General features: G+C 72.5%; 14 protein-coding genes. 8 read left to right on the top strand and 6 right to left on the bottom strand.

The genetic code is table 11. The features are described from left to right. The first annotated feature begins 53 nt into the window (after positions 1-53). From ACIHCX_RS25035 to rarD, 6 genes are all read left to right on the top strand, one after another. Positions 54-1,307 (top strand): sensor histidine kinase, encoded by a 1,254-nt coding sequence (locus ACIHCX_RS25035; protein WP_400033040.1) that lies wholly within the window; start codon positions 54-56, stop codon positions 1,305-1,307. A gap of 119 nt (positions 1,308-1,426) precedes the next feature. Beyond that, entirely contained in the window at positions 1,427-2,794 is a 1,368-nt protein-coding gene (locus ACIHCX_RS25040) for a sensor histidine kinase (protein WP_400033042.1), read from the top strand. A gap of 194 nt (positions 2,795-2,988) precedes the next feature. Then, on the top strand, positions 2,989-3,648 hold the full coding sequence (locus tag ACIHCX_RS25045) for a LuxR C-terminal-related transcriptional regulator (RefSeq protein ID WP_376546073.1): 660 nt from the start codon (positions 2,989-2,991) through the stop codon (positions 3,646-3,648). Positions 3,649-3,806: 158 nt separating this feature from the next. Beyond that, entirely contained in the window at positions 3,807-5,735 is a 1,929-nt protein-coding gene (locus tag ACIHCX_RS25050) for a 2-oxoacid:acceptor oxidoreductase subunit alpha (RefSeq protein WP_400033044.1), read from the top strand. Then, a complete protein-coding gene (locus ACIHCX_RS25055) occupies positions 5,728-6,807 on the top strand; it encodes a 2-oxoacid:ferredoxin oxidoreductase subunit beta (RefSeq protein WP_400033046.1) in 1,080 nt (359 codons plus the stop codon). The genes ACIHCX_RS25050 and ACIHCX_RS25055 overlap by 8 nt, the downstream gene beginning before the upstream one ends. A 179-nt stretch (positions 6,808-6,986) precedes the next feature. Next, positions 6,987-7,994, top strand: coding sequence for an EamA family transporter RarD (rarD, locus tag ACIHCX_RS25060; RefSeq protein WP_400033048.1), 1,008 nt, complete (start codon positions 6,987-6,989; stop codon positions 7,992-7,994). A 46-nt stretch (positions 7,995-8,040) separates the two neighbouring features. Here the strand turns inward: rarD and ACIHCX_RS25065 are convergent, their stop codons facing one another. Further along, entirely contained in the window at positions 8,041-8,685 is a 645-nt protein-coding gene (locus ACIHCX_RS25065) for a CGNR zinc finger domain-containing protein (protein ID WP_400033050.1), read from the bottom strand. A gap of 21 nt (positions 8,686-8,706) precedes the next feature. Between ACIHCX_RS25065 and ACIHCX_RS25070 the strand changes: the two genes are divergently transcribed. Then, a complete protein-coding gene (locus ACIHCX_RS25070; protein WP_400033052.1) occupies positions 8,707-9,186 on the top strand; it encodes a VOC family protein in 480 nt (159 codons plus the stop codon). An 8-nt stretch (positions 9,187-9,194) separates the two neighbouring features. Here the strand turns inward: ACIHCX_RS25070 and ACIHCX_RS25075 are convergent, their stop codons facing one another. Further along, positions 9,195-10,859, bottom strand: coding sequence for a tetratricopeptide repeat protein (locus ACIHCX_RS25075; protein ID WP_400033054.1), 1,665 nt, complete (start codon positions 10,857-10,859; stop codon positions 9,195-9,197). Positions 10,860-11,039: 180 nt separating this feature from the next. Here ACIHCX_RS25075 and ACIHCX_RS25080 point away from each other — a divergent pair, with 180 nt between their 5' ends. Further along, a complete protein-coding gene (locus ACIHCX_RS25080; protein ID WP_400033056.1) occupies positions 11,040-11,585 on the top strand; it encodes a DUF6668 family protein in 546 nt (181 codons plus the stop codon). 20 nt (positions 11,586-11,605) lie between these two features. On the opposite strand, the gene ACIHCX_RS25085 is transcribed toward ACIHCX_RS25080, so the two are convergent. The 4 genes from ACIHCX_RS25085 to ACIHCX_RS25100 all read right to left on the bottom strand — a co-directional run bounded on the left by ACIHCX_RS25085 (position 11,606) and on the right by ACIHCX_RS25100 (position 16,031). Further along, the gene (locus ACIHCX_RS25085) at positions 11,606-12,502 is read right to left on the bottom strand and encodes an ABC transporter permease (RefSeq protein ID WP_400033058.1); all 897 of its coding nucleotides are present in this window, start codon (positions 12,500-12,502) and stop codon (positions 11,606-11,608) included. Beyond that, complete coding sequence (locus ACIHCX_RS25090) at positions 12,489-13,433, bottom strand: ABC transporter ATP-binding protein (protein WP_400033060.1); 945 nt, start codon at positions 13,431-13,433, stop codon at positions 12,489-12,491. The genes ACIHCX_RS25085 and ACIHCX_RS25090 overlap by 14 nt, the downstream gene beginning before the upstream one ends. Positions 13,434-13,465: 32 nt before the next feature. After that, complete coding sequence (locus ACIHCX_RS25095) at positions 13,466-14,692, bottom strand: outer membrane lipoprotein carrier protein LolA (RefSeq protein ID WP_400033062.1); 1,227 nt, start codon at positions 14,690-14,692, stop codon at positions 13,466-13,468. A gap of 328 nt (positions 14,693-15,020) precedes the next feature. Next, on the bottom strand, positions 15,021-16,031 hold the full coding sequence (locus ACIHCX_RS25100) for a polyprenyl synthetase family protein (RefSeq protein WP_400033064.1): 1,011 nt from the start codon (positions 16,029-16,031) through the stop codon (positions 15,021-15,023). Positions 16,032-16,055: the final 24 nt, after the last annotated feature.

Here is a 16,055-nt window from a genome sequence, read left to right on the forward strand (position 1 = left end):
GAGGGCGGCCCACCTCATGGCGCCGACGGCCGCCGCACGGCACGCTGGCCCCTATGACCGCTCGCATCCCCGCCGCCGATCCGGCGGCAGCCGGCGCCGAGGACCGGCTGCCCCCAGCCCGTTTCGCCTACGACCTGCCCACCTGGAGGGAGATCACGCATCTCCTGGTGAATCTGCCGGTGTCGCTGCTCGGCTTCGTCTATGTGGTGACGGTGCTCCTGACCGGCAGCGCGCTGACGCTCAACGTGATCGGCTTCCCGCTGCTGGCGCTGGGGCTTGCGGGCTCGCGTCTGCTGGGCCGGCTGGAGCGGGCTCGGGCGCGGGCGCTGCTCGGGGTGCGGATCGACGAACCGAGCCCGCTGTCCCTGCACGGTTCGAAGGGGCTGGTCGGCCGGATGTGGATGGCGTTGAAGGACCCGGTGGGCTGGCGCTCGGCGCTGTACCACTTCATACGGCTGCCCTGGGGTGTGTTCACCTTCGCGCTCACGCTGACCTCGCTCTTCGTGCTCTGGCCGGTGCTGCCCTTCCTCGCGCGGGGCCTGGCGAACGTGGACCGGGCGATGGTGCGCGGCCTGCTGTCGCCGTCCGACGAGCTGGAGCGGAGGATCGCCGAGCTGGAGTCGGACCGGGGGATCGTGGTCGACACGGCCGCCGCGGATCTGCGGCGCATCGAGCGGGACCTGCACGACGGGGCGCAGGCCCGGCTGGTCAATCTGGCCATGGGTCTGGGCCTGGCCAAGGAGAAGCTGCTGGAGGGCCAGTCGGACGAGCATGTGGCCGCGATGGTCGAGGAGGCGCACGGCGAGGTGAAGCTCGCGCTCCAGGAACTGCGCGACCTGGCCCGCGGTATCCATCCCGCCGTGCTGACCGACCGCGGCCTGGACGCGGCCCTGTCGTCGGTGGCCTCGCGGTGCACGGTGCCGGTGCGGGTGACGGTCGACCTGGAGTCGCGTCCGGCCGCGGCCATCGAGGGCATCGCCTACTTCACGGTCTCCGAGCTGCTCCAGAACGTGAGCAAGCACAGCGGGGCGCGGTCCGCCTCCGTGGAGGTGTGGCGGACCGACGACCGACTGCTGATCCAGGTGTGGGACGACGGCCGCGGCGGCGCCCGGCTGGACGGCGGGACGGGCATGCGCGGTCTGGCCGAGCGGCTGGACGCGGTCGACGGCCTGTTCGTCGTCGAGTCGCCGCCGGGCGGTCCGACGACCGTCACGGCGGAGCTGCCGTGGCGGGACCGTACGGACGGCGCCGGTCCCGCCGGGTCCGGCGTGGCCGCCTCCGGCAGGGGCGCCACCGGCACGAGGTAGGGAAAACCCCCCGCCCAGGACGCCGACGTGCTCCATGGTCCCACCGCCCGCGGCCGAGCACGCTGGATGTACGGCGGGACAGCCGCAGGAAGCACGGACGAGGAGACGGGACGACGCCGATGGCCACCCAGTACCGATCGCAGGACGCACCGGGGTACGGGCCCTACAGCGCGGGCGGATTCCACGACGGTGGCACCCGCCGGGAACGGCACCTGCTGCCGGCCGGGCTGCGGGCGCCGTTCGAGGCCCGCAGTTGGCGCGAGTTCGGGTACGTGCTGCTCAACCTGCCGATCGGCATCATGCTGTTCACGTACGCGGTGACCATGGTGTCGCTGAGCGCGGGCCTGCTGGTGACGTTCCTCGGTGTCCCGGTGCTGGCGGCGGCGCTGGCCGGCTGCCGCCTGTTCGGCGTGCTGGAGCGGGCGCGGGCACGCCGTCTGCTCGGCCTGGAGGTGGCCGAGCCGCAGCCGCTGCGGGCGAAGCGGCGGGGCCTGATGGCCTGGACGGGGGCCCTGCTGAAGAGCGGCACCTCCTGGCGGGCCCTGCTCTACGCGGTCCTGCACTTCCCGTGGGCGGTCTTCTCCTTCTCGGTCTCGCTGGTCTTCTGGACGCTGGGCTGGAGCCTGCTGACGTATCCGCTGTGGTTCTGGGTGTTCCCGATGTGGGCCGGTCAGGGCGGGATCCAGCTCTACGGCGACGGCCAGCACGGCATCTACCTCGACAACCCGTTCGAGATCACGGTGACCGCGCTGGTGGGGCTGCTGTTCACGCTGGCCACGCCGTGGATCGTGCGGGCTCTGACGATGGTGGACCGGGTGCTGGTGTACGGGCTGCTGGGGCCGTCGCGGCTGTCGGCGCGGGTGGTGGAGCTGGAGTCGGACCGGGGGGTCGTGGTCGACACGGCCGCCGCGGATCTGCGGCGCATCGAGCGGGACCTGCACGACGGGGCGCAGGCCCGGCTGGTCGCGCTGGCGATGGATCTGGGGCTGGCGAAGGAGAAGCTGGCGGAGGATCCGCGGGCGGCGGCGCGGATGGTGGACGAGGCGCACGGCGAGGTGAAGACCGCGTTGCAGGAGTTGCGGGACCTGGCGCGGGGGATCCACCCGGCGGTGCTGACGGACCGCGGCCTGGACGCGGCCCTGTCCGCGGTCGCCTCGCGCTGCACGGTGCCGGTGCGGGTGGAGGTCGATCTGGCCGAACGGCCGGCGGCGGCCATCGAGGGGATCGCCTACTTCACGGTCTCCGAGCTGCTCCAGAACATCAGCAAGCACAGCGGGGCACGGTCCGCCTCGGTGGACGTCTGGCGGGCGGAGGACCGGCTGATGCTCCAGGTCGAGGACGACGGGGTCGGGAACGCGGACGTGTCGAAGGGGTCGGGCCTCGCCGGGCTGGCCGAGCGACTGGACGCGGTGGACGGGATCCTGCTCGTGGACTCGCCGGCCGGGGGCCCCACCCGGGTGACGGCGGAGCTTCCCTGGCGGCGCTGAGCGCGCCCGGCGTCTTCTGACGGCGGCCTGCCGCCGCGGCCACACCGGTCGCGGCGGCAGGCCGAAACGTGTGGTCACCCCTCCCACTTGCCCTGGCCTGGGCGCGGCACGATCCGAATACTGGAATGCTGGACCGTGTCGCACGGAGGGCCGTGGGGCGAGGCTGTGGGGGGCCGAGAAACGTGGAGGACAGGGTGCGAGTGGTCATCGCCGAGGATTCAGTGCTGCTCAGGGAGGGCCTGACCCGGCTGCTGACCGACCGCGGACACGAGGTCGTGGCGGGTGTCGGGGACGCCCAGGCGCTGATCAAGACCATCGCGGAGCTGCACGACCAGCAGGCGCTGCCGGACGTCGTCGTGGCGGACGTGCGCATGCCGCCGACGCACACCGACGAAGGGGTCCGGGCCGCGGTGCAGCTGCGCAAGGCGCACCCGGCGCTGGGCGTGCTCGTGCTCTCGCAGTACGTGGAGGAGCGGTACGCCACCGAGCTGCTGGCCGGTTCCAGCCGCGGGGTGGGCTATCTGCTCAAGGACCGCGTGGCCGAGGTGCGCGAGTTCGTGGACGCGGTGGTGCGGGTGGCCGAGGGCGGTACGGCCCTGGACCCGGAGGTCGTCGCCCAGCTGCTCGGCCGCAGCCGCAAGCAGGACGTGCTGGCCGGGCTCACCCCGCGGGAGCGGGAGGTGCTGGGGCTGATGGCCGAGGGGCGGACGAACTCGGCGATCGCCCGGCAGCTGGTGGTGAGCGACGGCGCGGTCGAGAAGCACGTCAGCAACATCTTCCTCAAGCTCGGACTGTCCCAAAGTGACGGGGATCACCGGCGTGTTCTGGCCGTGCTCACCTATCTGAACTCGTGATCGTCGACACTGTTTCGGACCGTGCGAACCGTCTCATCTGTCCGTCCGGCATGCGAACGATGCAGGGAAGGCGACCCTCACGGTCGTAGGGTTGAAGCCGGGGAAAGGTCTTCGGGAAGGCCGCTCCCACACAGCCGCCTCGAAGGAGGTCCAGTTCAGTGACCAGCCAGGTCAGCAGTCCAGCGGAGCAGGCCGACGGAACTGTCGTAGGAGAGCAACGCAGGGCGGCCGGGACGAAGGACGTCCGCCGCTTGGACCGGGTGATCATCCGGTTCGCGGGTGACTCGGGTGACGGTATGCAGCTCACCGGTGACCGCTTCACCTCGGAGACGGCGTCGTTCGGGAACGACCTGTCCACGCTGCCGAACTTCCCGGCCGAGATCCGGGCCCCCGCAGGCACCCTGCCGGGCGTGTCGTCCTTCCAGCTGCATTTCGCGGACCACGACATCCTCACTCCCGGGGACGCGCCGAACGTGCTGGTGGCGATGAACCCGGCGGCGCTGAAGGCGAACGTCGGCGACCTGCCGCGCGGTGCGGAGATCATCGTCAACACCGACGAGTTCACCAAGCGCGCGATGCAGAAGGTCGGCTACGCCGCCTCCCCGCTGGAGGACGGCTCGCTGGACGGCTACCACCTGCATCCGGTGCCGCTGACCACGCTGACGGTCGAGGCCCTCAAGGAGTTCGACCTGTCCCGCAAGGAGGCCGAGCGCAGCAAGAACATGTTCGCGCTGGGCCTGCTGTCGTGGATGTACCACCGGCCGACGGAGGGCACGGAGAAGTTCCTGCGGACGAAGTTCGCCCGGAAGCCGGACATCGCGGCGGCGAACGTGGCGGCGTTCCGCGCGGGCTGGAACTTCGGTGAGACGACGGAGGACTTCGCGGTCTCCTACGAGGTGGCCCCGGCCGCCAAGGCCTTCCCCGTCGGCACGTACCGCAACATCTCGGGGAACCTGGCCCTGGCCTACGGTCTGGTGGCGGCGTCCCGTCAGGCGGACCTGCCGCTGTTCCTGGGCTCGTACCCGATCACCCCGGCCTCGGACATCCTGCACGAGCTGTCCAAGCACAAGAACTTCGGTGTGCGGACCTTCCAGGCCGAGGACGAGATCGCCGGCATCGGCGCCGCACTCGGGGCCGCCTTCGGCGGGTCCCTCGCCGTCACCACCACCTCCGGCCCCGGCGTGGCCCTGAAGTCGGAGACGATCGGTCTCGCGGTGTCGCTGGAGCTGCCGCTGGTGGTGGTGGACATCCAGCGCGGCGGCCCGTCCACCGGCCTGCCGACCAAGACCGAGCAGGCCGACCTGTTGCAGGCCATGTACGGCCGCAACGGCGAGGCACCGGTCCCGGTCGTCGCCCCCCGCACCCCGGCGGACTGCTTCGACGCCGCCCTGGAGGCGGCCCGGATCGCGCTGACCTACCGCACCCCGGTGTTCCTGCTCTCCGACGGCTACCTCGCCAACGGCTCCGAACCCTGGCGCATCCCGGACCTGGACGAACTGCCGGAGCTGAGCGTGCAGTTCGCGCAGGGCCCCAACCACACGCTGGACGACGGCACCGAGGTGTTCTGGCCGTACAAGCGCGACGCCGAGACCCTGGCCCGCCCGTGGGCGATCCCGGGCACGCCGGGCCTGGAGCACCGGGTCGGCGGCATCGAGAAGCAGGACGGCACCGGCAACATCTCCTACGACCCCGCCAACCACGACTTCATGGTCCGCACCCGGCAGGCCAAGGTCGACGGCATCGAGGTCCCCGACATCGAGGTCGACGACCCGGACGGGGCGCGCACCCTCGTCCTGGGCTGGGGCTCGACCTACGGGCCGATCACGGCGGCGGTGCGCCGGCTGCGCGCGGCCGGGGAGTCCATCGCGCAGGCCCACCTGCGCCACCTCAACCCCTTCCCGAAGAACCTCGGCGCGGTCCTGCAGCGTTACGACAAGGTGGTGATCCCCGAGATGAACCTCGGCCAGCTCGCGACCCTCGTGCGGGCGAAGTACCTGGTGGACGCGCACTCGTACAACCAGGTCAACGGCATGCCGTTCAAGGCGGAACAGCTCGCCACGGCTCTCAAGGAGGCCATCGATGGCTGAGACGTCCACGGAAGGCACGGGCACGGCCGAGGCGCTCTCCCTGGTGCCGAAGGCCCAGGCCCGGCAGTCCATGAAGGACTTCAAGTCCGACCAGGAAGTGCGCTGGTGCCCCGGCTGCGGCGACTACGCGATCCTGGCGGCCGTCCAGGGCTTCATGCCCGAGCTGGGGCTGGCCAGGGAGAACGTCGTCTTCGTCTCCGGCATCGGCTGCTCCTCCCGCTTCCCGTACTACATGAACACCTACGGGATGCACTCCATCCACGGCCGCGCCCCCGCCATCGCCACCGGCCTGGCCACCTCGCGGCGCGACCTGAGCGTGTGGGTCGTCACCGGTGACGGCGACGCGCTGTCCATCGGCGGCAACCACCTCATCCACGCCCTGCGCCGCAACGTCAACCTCAAGATCCTGCTGTTCAACAACCGGATCTACGGTCTGACCAAGGGCCAGTACAGCCCCACCTCCGAGATCGGCAAGATCACCAAGTCGACGCCGATGGGCTCCCTCGACGCCCCCTTCAACCCGGTCTCCCTCGCGATCGGCGCCGAGGCGTCCTTCGTCGCGCGCACCATCGACTCCGACCGCAAACACCTCACCGAGGTGCTGCGCCAGGCCGCCGCCCACCCCGGCACGGCGCTGATCGAGATCTACCAGAACTGCAACATCTTCAACGACGGCGCCTTCGAGGCCCTCAAGGACCGGCAGCAGGCCCAGGAGGCCGTGATCCGCCTGGAGCACGGGCAGCCGATCCGTTTCGGCGCGGACCGCGAACGCGGTGTCGTCCGGGACGCGCGCACCGGTGACCTGTCCGTCGTGGACGTCACCCCGGACAACGAGTCCGAGATCCTCGTCCACGACGCCCACGCGGCCTCCCCCACCACGGCGTTCGCGCTGTCCCGGCTGGCCGACCCCGACACCCTCCACCACACCCCGATCGGCGTCCTCCGGTCCGTCGACCGCCCGGTCTACGACACCGCGATGGCCGATCAGCTGGACGAGGCGATCGAGCAGCGGGGCAAGGGCGACCTGGCCGCACTGCTGGCCGGCGGGGACACCTGGACGGTCGTCGGCTGAGCGGCCCACTCCGTCTCACGAGGCCCGGGTCCGTGCGGCCCGGGCCTCGTCGTCGCGCCCGGGGCTGAGCGGCACCGGGGAAGTACCGGGGAGGACACCGGGGAAACCGTCACCCGCCCGTCATGACCGTTTGGCCATACGGACATGACAGGCGAGGGCGCGTGGCGCTACCTTCTTTGATGCCCGTCGCACGGCACGCGGCCGGCACGAAGGAGGAACAAGTGAGCGAGAAGCCGAGGGGTGAACGGCGCACAGGACTGCTGAACGGCATCGCCGCCTACGGGATGTGGGGCCTCGTCCCCATGTTCTGGCCGCTGCTCAAACCCTCCGGGGCGATCGAGATCCTCGCCCACCGCATGGTGTGGTCCCTCGCCTTCGTGGCCGTCGCCCTGCTCGTCGTACGCCGCTGGGCCTGGGCCGGTGAACTGCTGCGCCAGCCGCGCCGGCTGGCCCTCGTCGTGATCGCCGCCGCCGTGATCACCGTCAACTGGGGCGTCTACATCTGGTCCGTCAACAGCGGGCACGTGGTGGAGGCCTCCCTCGGCTACTTCATCAACCCGCTGGTCACCATCGCGATGGGCGTGCTGCTCCTCAAGGAGCGGCTGCGGCCCGTGCAGTGGGCGGCGGTCGGCACCGGCGCCGCCGCCGTCGTCGTGCTCACCGTCGGGTACGGCCGCCCGCCGTGGATCTCCCTCTGCCTCGCCTTCTCCTTCGCCACCTACGGCCTGGTGAAGAAGAAGGTCAACCTCGGCGGCGTCGAGTCGCTGGCCGCCGAGACCGCGGTACAGTTCCTGCCCGCCCTGGGCTACCTGCTGTGGCTGGGCACGCACGGCACCTCGACGTTCGCCGCCGAGGGCGCCGGGCACGCCGCCCTGCTCGCCTCCACCGGCATCGTCACCGCGCTGCCGCTGGTCTGCTTCGGCGCGGCCGCGATACGGGTGCCGCTGTCCACCCTGGGCCTGCTGCAGTACATGGCCCCGGTCTTCCAGTTCCTGCTCGGCGTCGCCTACTTCCACGAGTCCATGCCGGCCGAGCGCTGGGCCGGCTTCGCCCTGGTCTGGCTGGCCCTGACCATGCTGACCTGGGACGGGCTGCGCACCGCCCGGCGGGCGGCACAGCTCAGGGCCCGGCTCGCCGCCGCCCCCAGGACCGCGGCGACGGCGCAGGCCGACCCGGTGGACGCATAGCCGCTGCCGCGGACGTGCCGCGGGCGGCGCGTCGGACCCCGGCCCGCTAGGGCCTGCCGGGATGGCCCGCGTCGGGCGTGCGCGGGGTGCGGGCGCGGTGGGCTCGCACCTTCTCCCGGTTGCCGCAGTGCTCCATCGCGCACCAGCGCCGCCGGCCCGGACGTGAGGTGTCGACGAACAGCAGGTAGCAGTCGTGGGCACCGCATTCGCGGACGCGGTCGGCGTACGGACCGGTGAACAGGTCGACCGCGTCCCGGGCCACCGTCGACAGCAGCCGCGTGCCGGTGGCGCCTGGCGCCCAGATCCGGGTGCCGGCCGGGGTGAGCCGGGAGACGAGGGACGGTTCGGCCGCCGTCTCGTTGACCGTGGCCACGTGGCCCGGCTGGAGCGGACGGCCGTGCGCGCGGTCGGCGGTGAGCAGGAAGAGGGCGTCGCGGAAGCCGCGGGCGCGCTCCACCTCGTCCTCGCCGACCGTCAGTTCCAGCCCCGGGGCGAGCCTGCTGCGACCGGCCCAGGCGACCAGGTCGGCGGGGCCGTGCAGCATCTCGTAGCGGGCGAAGGCGCCCGGGCCGCCCGTCGTCAGCAACTCCAGGCACAGCGCCCCCGGATCGAAGCGGTAGGGCTTTCCGTCGTGCGAGACGAGCGTCAGACCGGTGGTGGATTTCCGCGTTTCCCTGGCACGCGCACTCATGTAACCACTATAACTGGTTACATGACTCGGACACCCACGGGCTCCGCGCCCGCCCCGCTGCACTGGAAGCTCGTCGTCGACGCCGCCGACCCGCACGCGCAGGCCGACTTCTGGGCCGCCGCGCTGCACTACGAGGTGGAGGACAACAGCGCGTTGGTCGAGCGGCTGGTGGAGCTGGGGGCGCTGCCGGGCGAGGCCACGGTCGAGTTCCACGGCCGCCCGGCCTTCCGGGACCTGATCGGCGTACGGCACCCGGACGACCCGTACGACAAGGAGCGCGGCACCGGTCTGGGGAGGCGGCTGCTGTTCCAGCGGGTGCCGGAGGCCAGGTCCGGCAAGAACCGGCTCCACCTCGACCTGCACCCCGGTGAGGGCCGGCGCGCGGACGAGGTGCAGCGGCTGAAGGACCTCGGGGCACGGGTGCTGCGGCACGTACGGGAGCCCGCCGGGGAGTGGACGGTGCTGGAGGACCCGGAGGGCAACGTGTTCTGCGTGGCGTAGGGCGCCGGTCAGCCTGTGGGCGGCGGTGTCGCGGTGCGGGCCCGCCGGGCCAGGCGGTCCATGCGGGCGCGGGCGGACTCCAGTTGTTCGATGTCGTCGGCGGCCGGGCCGTCCTCGGCGGCGAGTTCGGCCCACAGGTCGATCAGCTCGCGGCCGAGCCGCAGGCCCTGCTCGGGGTCGCGGACCGCGCGCCAGGCGGCCGAGGCGCTCTGCACGTCGCCGTAGGCCGCATCCGTGTCCCGGGCACGGTGGCGGATGCGGGCGAGGGCGAGGGAGATGCCGAAGGAACGGAGCGGATCGCCCGCCAGGTAGGCGATGTAGGCGGTGAGTTCGCGCACCCGCAGCACCTCGGGATGCTCCGGGCCGAGCGTGCCGGACGCGTCCGCGACCGTGCGTTCGGCCAGGGTCGCCGCTTCCTCGATCCGGCCCTCCTTCACGGCCTCGTTGACGCGCGCCAGGGGTTCGGCGAACAGGACGACGCCCGCTTCCCCGGCCGCGGTCCTGGGATCCTCCCCGAGCACCGCCTCCGCCACCGCGTCGAACCCCCGGGCGGGGGTGGGCTTGGGGTCGGGTTCGAGCGGGTCGGGTGCAGCGCGGTCAGGTGCGGCCCGGTCAGGTACAGCCCGGTCGGGCACAGCTCGGTCAGGTGCGGCCCGGTCGGGCGCGAGCGGATCAGGTGCAGCCCCGTCGGGTACGGCCCGGTCGGGGTCCGTGCCCGGGTGTGGGTGCGCCGGGTGCGCGTGCTGGGGTGGGTGGGAGGTCGCGGCTGCCCCGGGGACGGCGGGCGCACAGGCCTGGCAGCCGGACGCCGGGTCCTGATCGGCGGGCGCGAGGTCCCGGTCGGCAGACACGGGGATCCGATCAGCAGGCCCCGAGGCCCGGTCGGCAGACACGAGAGCCCGGTCGGCAGACACGGGGATCCGATCAGCAGGCCCCGGGGCCCGGTCGGCAGACACGAGGGCCCGGTCGGCAGACACGGGGATCTGATCGGCGGGCGTGAGGTCCTGGTCGGCGGGCGTGGGCCGTTCCGGTTGCGGGTTCGGGTCGGCCGGGCTTGCGTCCATCGCCGGGGGCGGGCCGAACACCCCTGTGGGGGCGACGGCCGTGCCGAAGGGCGTGTCGCTCGGCAGTTCCGGCGACGCCGGCGAGGCGAACGCCGGTGCCGCCCCGGTGGACGGCGCCTGCGGCTCGGGAACCGCCCGCAACGGGAAGGTGGGCGCGTTCCCGGCATGCGGGGTCCTGTCAGCCGCCCGGGGCTCGCGAGGCGGTTCCGCGAGCTGCTTCAGGACGTGCGTCACCCTGTCGTCCTCCGGCCGCGCGGCCGGGCCCGGTCCGGGTACGCCGGCCGGCGGGTCCGGCGGTGCCGTGCGCAGGGGCTCCGCCGCGAACGCGCTGGAGCCGTCGGTGCGGACCTGGAGGGGGACGACGTAGCCGATGCGCTCGTCGGTGACCGTGGCGAGGACGGGGTGGCCGCAGGTGAGGGCGATGCGGTGGAGGTGGTCCAGGACGGCCTGCTGGACCTCCTCACCGGGAGCCGGGTGGACCGGTACGCCGCCGACCGAGGCCCCGGCGCCGTCCGCCGGCACATGGACGGCGACCGGCGTCGCCACGGGTGCCGCCGGCTGCGCGGCGCGCTCGTGTTCCCGCTTCTTCCCGCGGCTCAGTCGAGACATCGGCTCCCTCACTCGGACGAGTGTGCCATCCGGTCGTTCGCGTCCATTCGAGTCTCTCCGCCCGCCTGCCCTGCCCGCGTCACCACGACGTCACAGACTCGCACCAGGAACCGTGCTCCTGTGACGCGGGTAACGTTTCGCGGGCGAGGATCGCCGGGATGGCGCGGAAGGGGGACGGAAATGCGAACAAACGCACGACAGGGACCGGAGATCTGGGTCCGCGGACCGGTGCCCGACACCCGCGCCGAGCCCGACGGGTGGGAGGACAGGCTTGAGCGGCCCGCAGGCCGGTCCGTCACGCCCCGCCGGTTCTCCTGGCTGGCCACCCACGGCGGCGCGGGCACGACCACGCTCGCGGTCGTCTACGGGGGTCATGACTGCGGACGCGCCTGGCCGGAGCCCGGCGCCCCCACGTCGGTCCTGCTGGTCGCCAGGACCCACGCGGCCGGGCTGGACGCCGTTACCCGGGCCCTGGAGGTGTTCCGCAGGGGCGAGGCGCCCGCCGGGCTCGACCTGGACGCCGTGGTGCTCGTCGCGGACGCGCCGGGACGGCTGCCGCGGCGGCTCGCCCAGCGGGTGAAGCCGATCGAGGCCGTGATCGACGTCTACCGCGTCCCGTGGACGGAGGCCTGGCGGGTGGGCGACCTGAGCGGGGCGCCGCCGCGGGAGAGCGAACCACTGGCCCGTCTCACCGGGGTGGGGAGGACCCGCGCGGGCGACCCCTGACCCCCTGGCGCGGGCAGCCCCTAGGCCGTGATGTCCTTCGCCGTGAACCGCGCCCACGCCGCCGAGCCGAACACCGCCGCGTACAGGGCCTGCAACTCCAGGTTCTTCAGCAGGCCGTCCCAGTAGACCGGCTCGCGCATGAGGTCGGCGAAGGACAGCCAGTAGTGGGGGAAGAGGTACGGCTGGATCGCGTGCAGCTGGGGGATCTGGTCCACGATCTGAACGGTGATCAGCAGGCCCACGGTCGTGGCCATCGCCGCGATCCCGCTGTTGGTCAGCGTCGAGACGAACAGGCCGAGTGCGGCGAGGCCGATCAGGGAAGCGGCGACGACGAGGGCGATCAGCACCGCCCGGCCCAGTCCGTCGGCGAAGCTGATCCGCGTGCCGGAGATGGTCGTCAGATCGCCCAGGGGGAACAGCAACGCGCCCACGAGGAGCGCCGAGACGGCGACCACGAGGGTGGCGACCAGGCAGAAGGCCATCGTCGTGGCGTACTTGGCGAGCAGCAGGCGGGTGCGGCCGGCGGGGGCGACCAGCAGATAGCGCAGGGTGCCCGCGTTCGCCTCCCCGGCGACGGCGTCACCCGCGATCACGCCCACGGCCATCGGCAGGAAGAACGGCAGGGTGGCGGCCAGTGCGGTGAAGACCAGGAACAGTCCGTTGTTGGTGACCTGCGCGATGAACGCCGGTCCCTCGCCGCCCCCGCCGCCGACCGACGAACCGTCCCGCGTCTCGATCCTGACGGCCACCCCGACCAGGACCGGCACACCGGCCAGCACGCCCAGCAGCGCGAGAGTGCGCCAGCGCCGGAAGGTGGTCACCAGCTCGCTGCGCAGCAGTCCGAAGGTCCACAGCGGACCGGGGGCGCGGACGGCCCCGTCCGCGGTCCGCCCCGGCGAGACCTCAGCCCGCGACATCGAAACCCTCCCCCGTGAGTGCCACGAACGCGTCCTCCAGCGAGGCCCGTTCGACCCCGAAGCCGCGGACGCGCACGCCCGCCGTCACCAGCGCGGCGTTCACGTCGGCGAGGTCGCGCTCCGGGGGGTCGCCGGTCACCCGGCCCTCGCCCACGACGACGTCGCCGGCGCCCTGCTCCTTCAGCACGCGGGCCGCCTCCCCCGTGTCGGGCGTGGTCACCACCAGCCGGCCGCGCGCTCCCGCGGCCAGCTCCGCCACGGCGCCCTGGGTGATCAGCCGCCCCTGCGCCATGACCGCCGCATGGCTGCACACCTGCTCGATCTCGTCCAGCAGATGGGAGGAGAGGAACACGGTCGTCCCGTCGGACGCCAACTCCCGGACCAGGGAGCGGATCTCCCGCATGCCCTGCGGGTCGAGACCGTTGGTCGGCTCGTCCAGGACGAGCAGTCTGCGCGGCTGGAGCAGCGCGGCGGCCAGGCCCAGACGCTGTTTCATGCCCAGGGAGTAGGCCTTGGCCTTCTTGCCCGCCGCGGCCGTCAGGCCCACCCGGTCCAGGGCGGCCGCGACCCGGCGGCGCCGGGTGCGGGGGTCGGCGGTCGGGTCGGCGGCGTCGTAGCGCAGCAGATTGTCCCGGCCGGAGAGGAAGCCGTACAGGGCCGGGCCCTCGATGAGCGCGCCGACGTGTGGGAGCACGGTGCGCGAGGACCGGGGCATGGGGCGCCCCAGTACCCGCGCCGTGCCGGACGTGGGCTCGATGAGTCCCATCAGCATGCGGATGGTGGTGGTCTTGCCCGAGCCGTTCGGGCCGAGGAAGCCGAAGACGCTGCCCGCCGGGACGGTCAGGTCGAGGCCGTCGACGGCGAGCTGTCCGCCGCGGTAGCGCTTGGTGAGCCCCCGCGTCTGGATGACGCCGTCGTCCTCTTCGTCCATCGGCTCCCCCGATCCCTCGTGCCCGTCGGTCCTTACTTCCCGGCGTTCGCCGCCTTCACCAGCGTGTCCTTGGTGACGGCACCGACGTACACCTTGCCGTTGTCCGTGATCAGGGCGTTGACCAGGCGGGTGGAGAAGACCGTGCCCTTGCCGAACGTGCCGCTGACCTGGTCGCCGAGCGAGTCGAGGAACCCGCTCAGGTCGCCCTTGCCGGCGGACGACGGGACGCCGCCCTTGGTGCCGGTGTCGAACACGGCGATGGAGTTCCAGCCCTTGCCGAGGACCTTCGGACCGTTCTCGGCCAGGCCCTTCTCCTGCGTACCGGGCTCGTGGAACGGGCGGCCCGGGCCGGTCTTCCGCCCGCTGTCCTTTCCGGCGTCCTTCCTGGCGGCCTTGTCCGCGTCCTTCCCCTCGGTGATCTTCGCGCCCTTGGGCGGGGTGAAGTCGAAGGTCGAGGCGGCCGGCTTGGCGAAGCTGATCCGGGTGAAGCCCGCGTCCAGCACGGCGGCGCCGCCGCTCGCCGGGGTGAGCGTGAACTTCAGCGGCAGCCCGGTCTTGGCGTCCACCGCGATGCTGATCACGCCGACCGTGGTGCCGGAGGCGTGCTTCGGCTCGATGACCAGCCTGTAGGCGTCGCGTCCGGCGACCTGCGCGGTGCCGTCGACCTTCACCGAGGTGGTGTCGTCGACCGACTTCAGGGCCTCGTCGGCGAAGTTCTTGGGCGTGGCGGGGGCCTCGCCCCGGTGCTTGCCGGCGCTGTCGCCCGCGGTGCTGTGGAAGACCTCGTTCGACTTGCTGTCGTAGCCCCAGACGTCCTTGCCGTTGTGGATGAGGCTGTACTCGGCGGCGCTCTCGATCAGCGAGACCTTCTGCCGGTCCTCGCCGTCGGACGCGACGCGCAGGGTGTGCGTGCCGGAGGCCAGCTCGGGCAGCTTTGACGCCGGGTCAGCCGACGAACCGTCACCACCCCTGGCCGCGCCGGAGGCCAGGCCGCTCTCCAGGCCGCCGAGGTTCGGCAGGCCGAGGTCCGTGCTGACCTTGACGGTGCCGGACAGGTGCTGGACGTCCGACTGGGCGATTTTCTCTATGAGTTGCTGTGCGCTGATCTTCGGCAGGTCGGGGTCGCCGGACGCGGCGAGTGCCGGGACGAGCCCGATGGTCGCCGCCGCCACCCCCACCACCGTGACCGGGACGACGTAGCGCGCGGCCTTGCGGCGCCCCGCGCGCAGGTCGTCGGCTTCGGATCCGTTCGGTGCCATGTGTGCCCTACCTCCGTCTTCGGCGGCGGCTGTCCTTCTGCACGGGGATGTCACCCTCAGCCGCCATTCTCACCCAGATCGGTGAGGAGTGGTGTGTGGTCCGTGGTGTCCATCTGACCAAATCGGCCGGGTGAAAGCGTCAGACCGCGGAGCCAACTCCGTGTACGCCTGCGGTATGACACGCGAAGGGCGACGCCTCCCCCACCCCGTAGGGGTCAGGGTGGAGAGCGCCGCTCGAAGGGGCCGCCCGGCGGGGGCCGCCCGGCGGGGGTGTCCGGCGGGGGTGTCCGGCGGGGGTGTCCGGTGAGGTCGCGGAGCCGGACAGGCGTCAGCCGGCCCGGTGCACCACCGCGTCGCAGAGCTGGAGCAGCGCGGCCTTCGCGTCGCACTCCCGCAGCGGCGCCAGCGCGGCCCGCGCCTCCTCGGCGTAGCGCACGGTGTCCCGGCGGGCCTGCTCCAGTGCCGGGTGCACCCGCAGCGCCGCCAGCGCCTGAGCGTGCCGCGCGTCGTCGGTCAGGTCGGAGTCCAGCAGCTCGCACAGGGCGGTGTCCTCGGGCAGCCCCAGCCGGGCCGCGCGCTCGCGCAGCCGCAGCACCGGCAGCGTGGCGATGCCCTCGCGCAGATCGGTGCCGGGCGTCTTGCCCGACTCACGCGAGTCGGAGGCGATGTCCAGGACGTCGTCCGCCAGCTGGAAGGCGACGCCCAGCCGCTCGCCGTACTGCGTCAGCACGTCCACGACCGTCTCGTCGGCGCCGGACATCATCGCGCCGAACCGGCACGACACCGCCACCAGCGATCCGGTCTTGCCGCCCAGCACGTCCAGGTAGTGGTCGACCGGGTCCCGGCCGTCCTGCGGCCCGGCGGTCTCCAGGATCTGCCCGGTGACCAGCCGCTCGAACGCCACGGCCTGCACCCGCACGGCCTCCGGGCCGAGATCGGCGAGGATCTGCGAGGCCCGGGCGAACAGGAAGTCGCCGGTCAGGACCGCGACGGAGTTGCCCCAGCGGGTGTTGGCGCTGGCCACCCCGCGGCGCACGGCGGCCTCGTCCATCACGTCGTCGTGATAGAGGGTCGCCAGGTGGGTCAGCTCCACCACCACGGCCGACGGCACGATCCCCGGCGCGTACCGGTCCCCGAACTGGGACGCGAGCATCACGAGCAGCGGCCGGAACCGCTTCCCACCAGCCCTGACGAGGTGCTGGGCGGCCCCCGTGATGAACGGGACCTCACTCTTGGTGGCTTCGAGCAGCCCTTCCTCGACAGCCGCCAATCCGGCCTGGACATCGGCTTCGAGAGCCTGGTCCCGCACGGTCAGCCCGAATGGCCCGACGACGGTCACGAGGGGTCTCCTGTCTGCTGGTGT

Origin of the sequence: Streptomyces sp. NPDC052043, from assembly GCF_044548235.1 — a bacterium.
Lineage (GTDB): Bacteria > Actinomycetota > Actinomycetes > Streptomycetales > Streptomycetaceae > Streptomyces.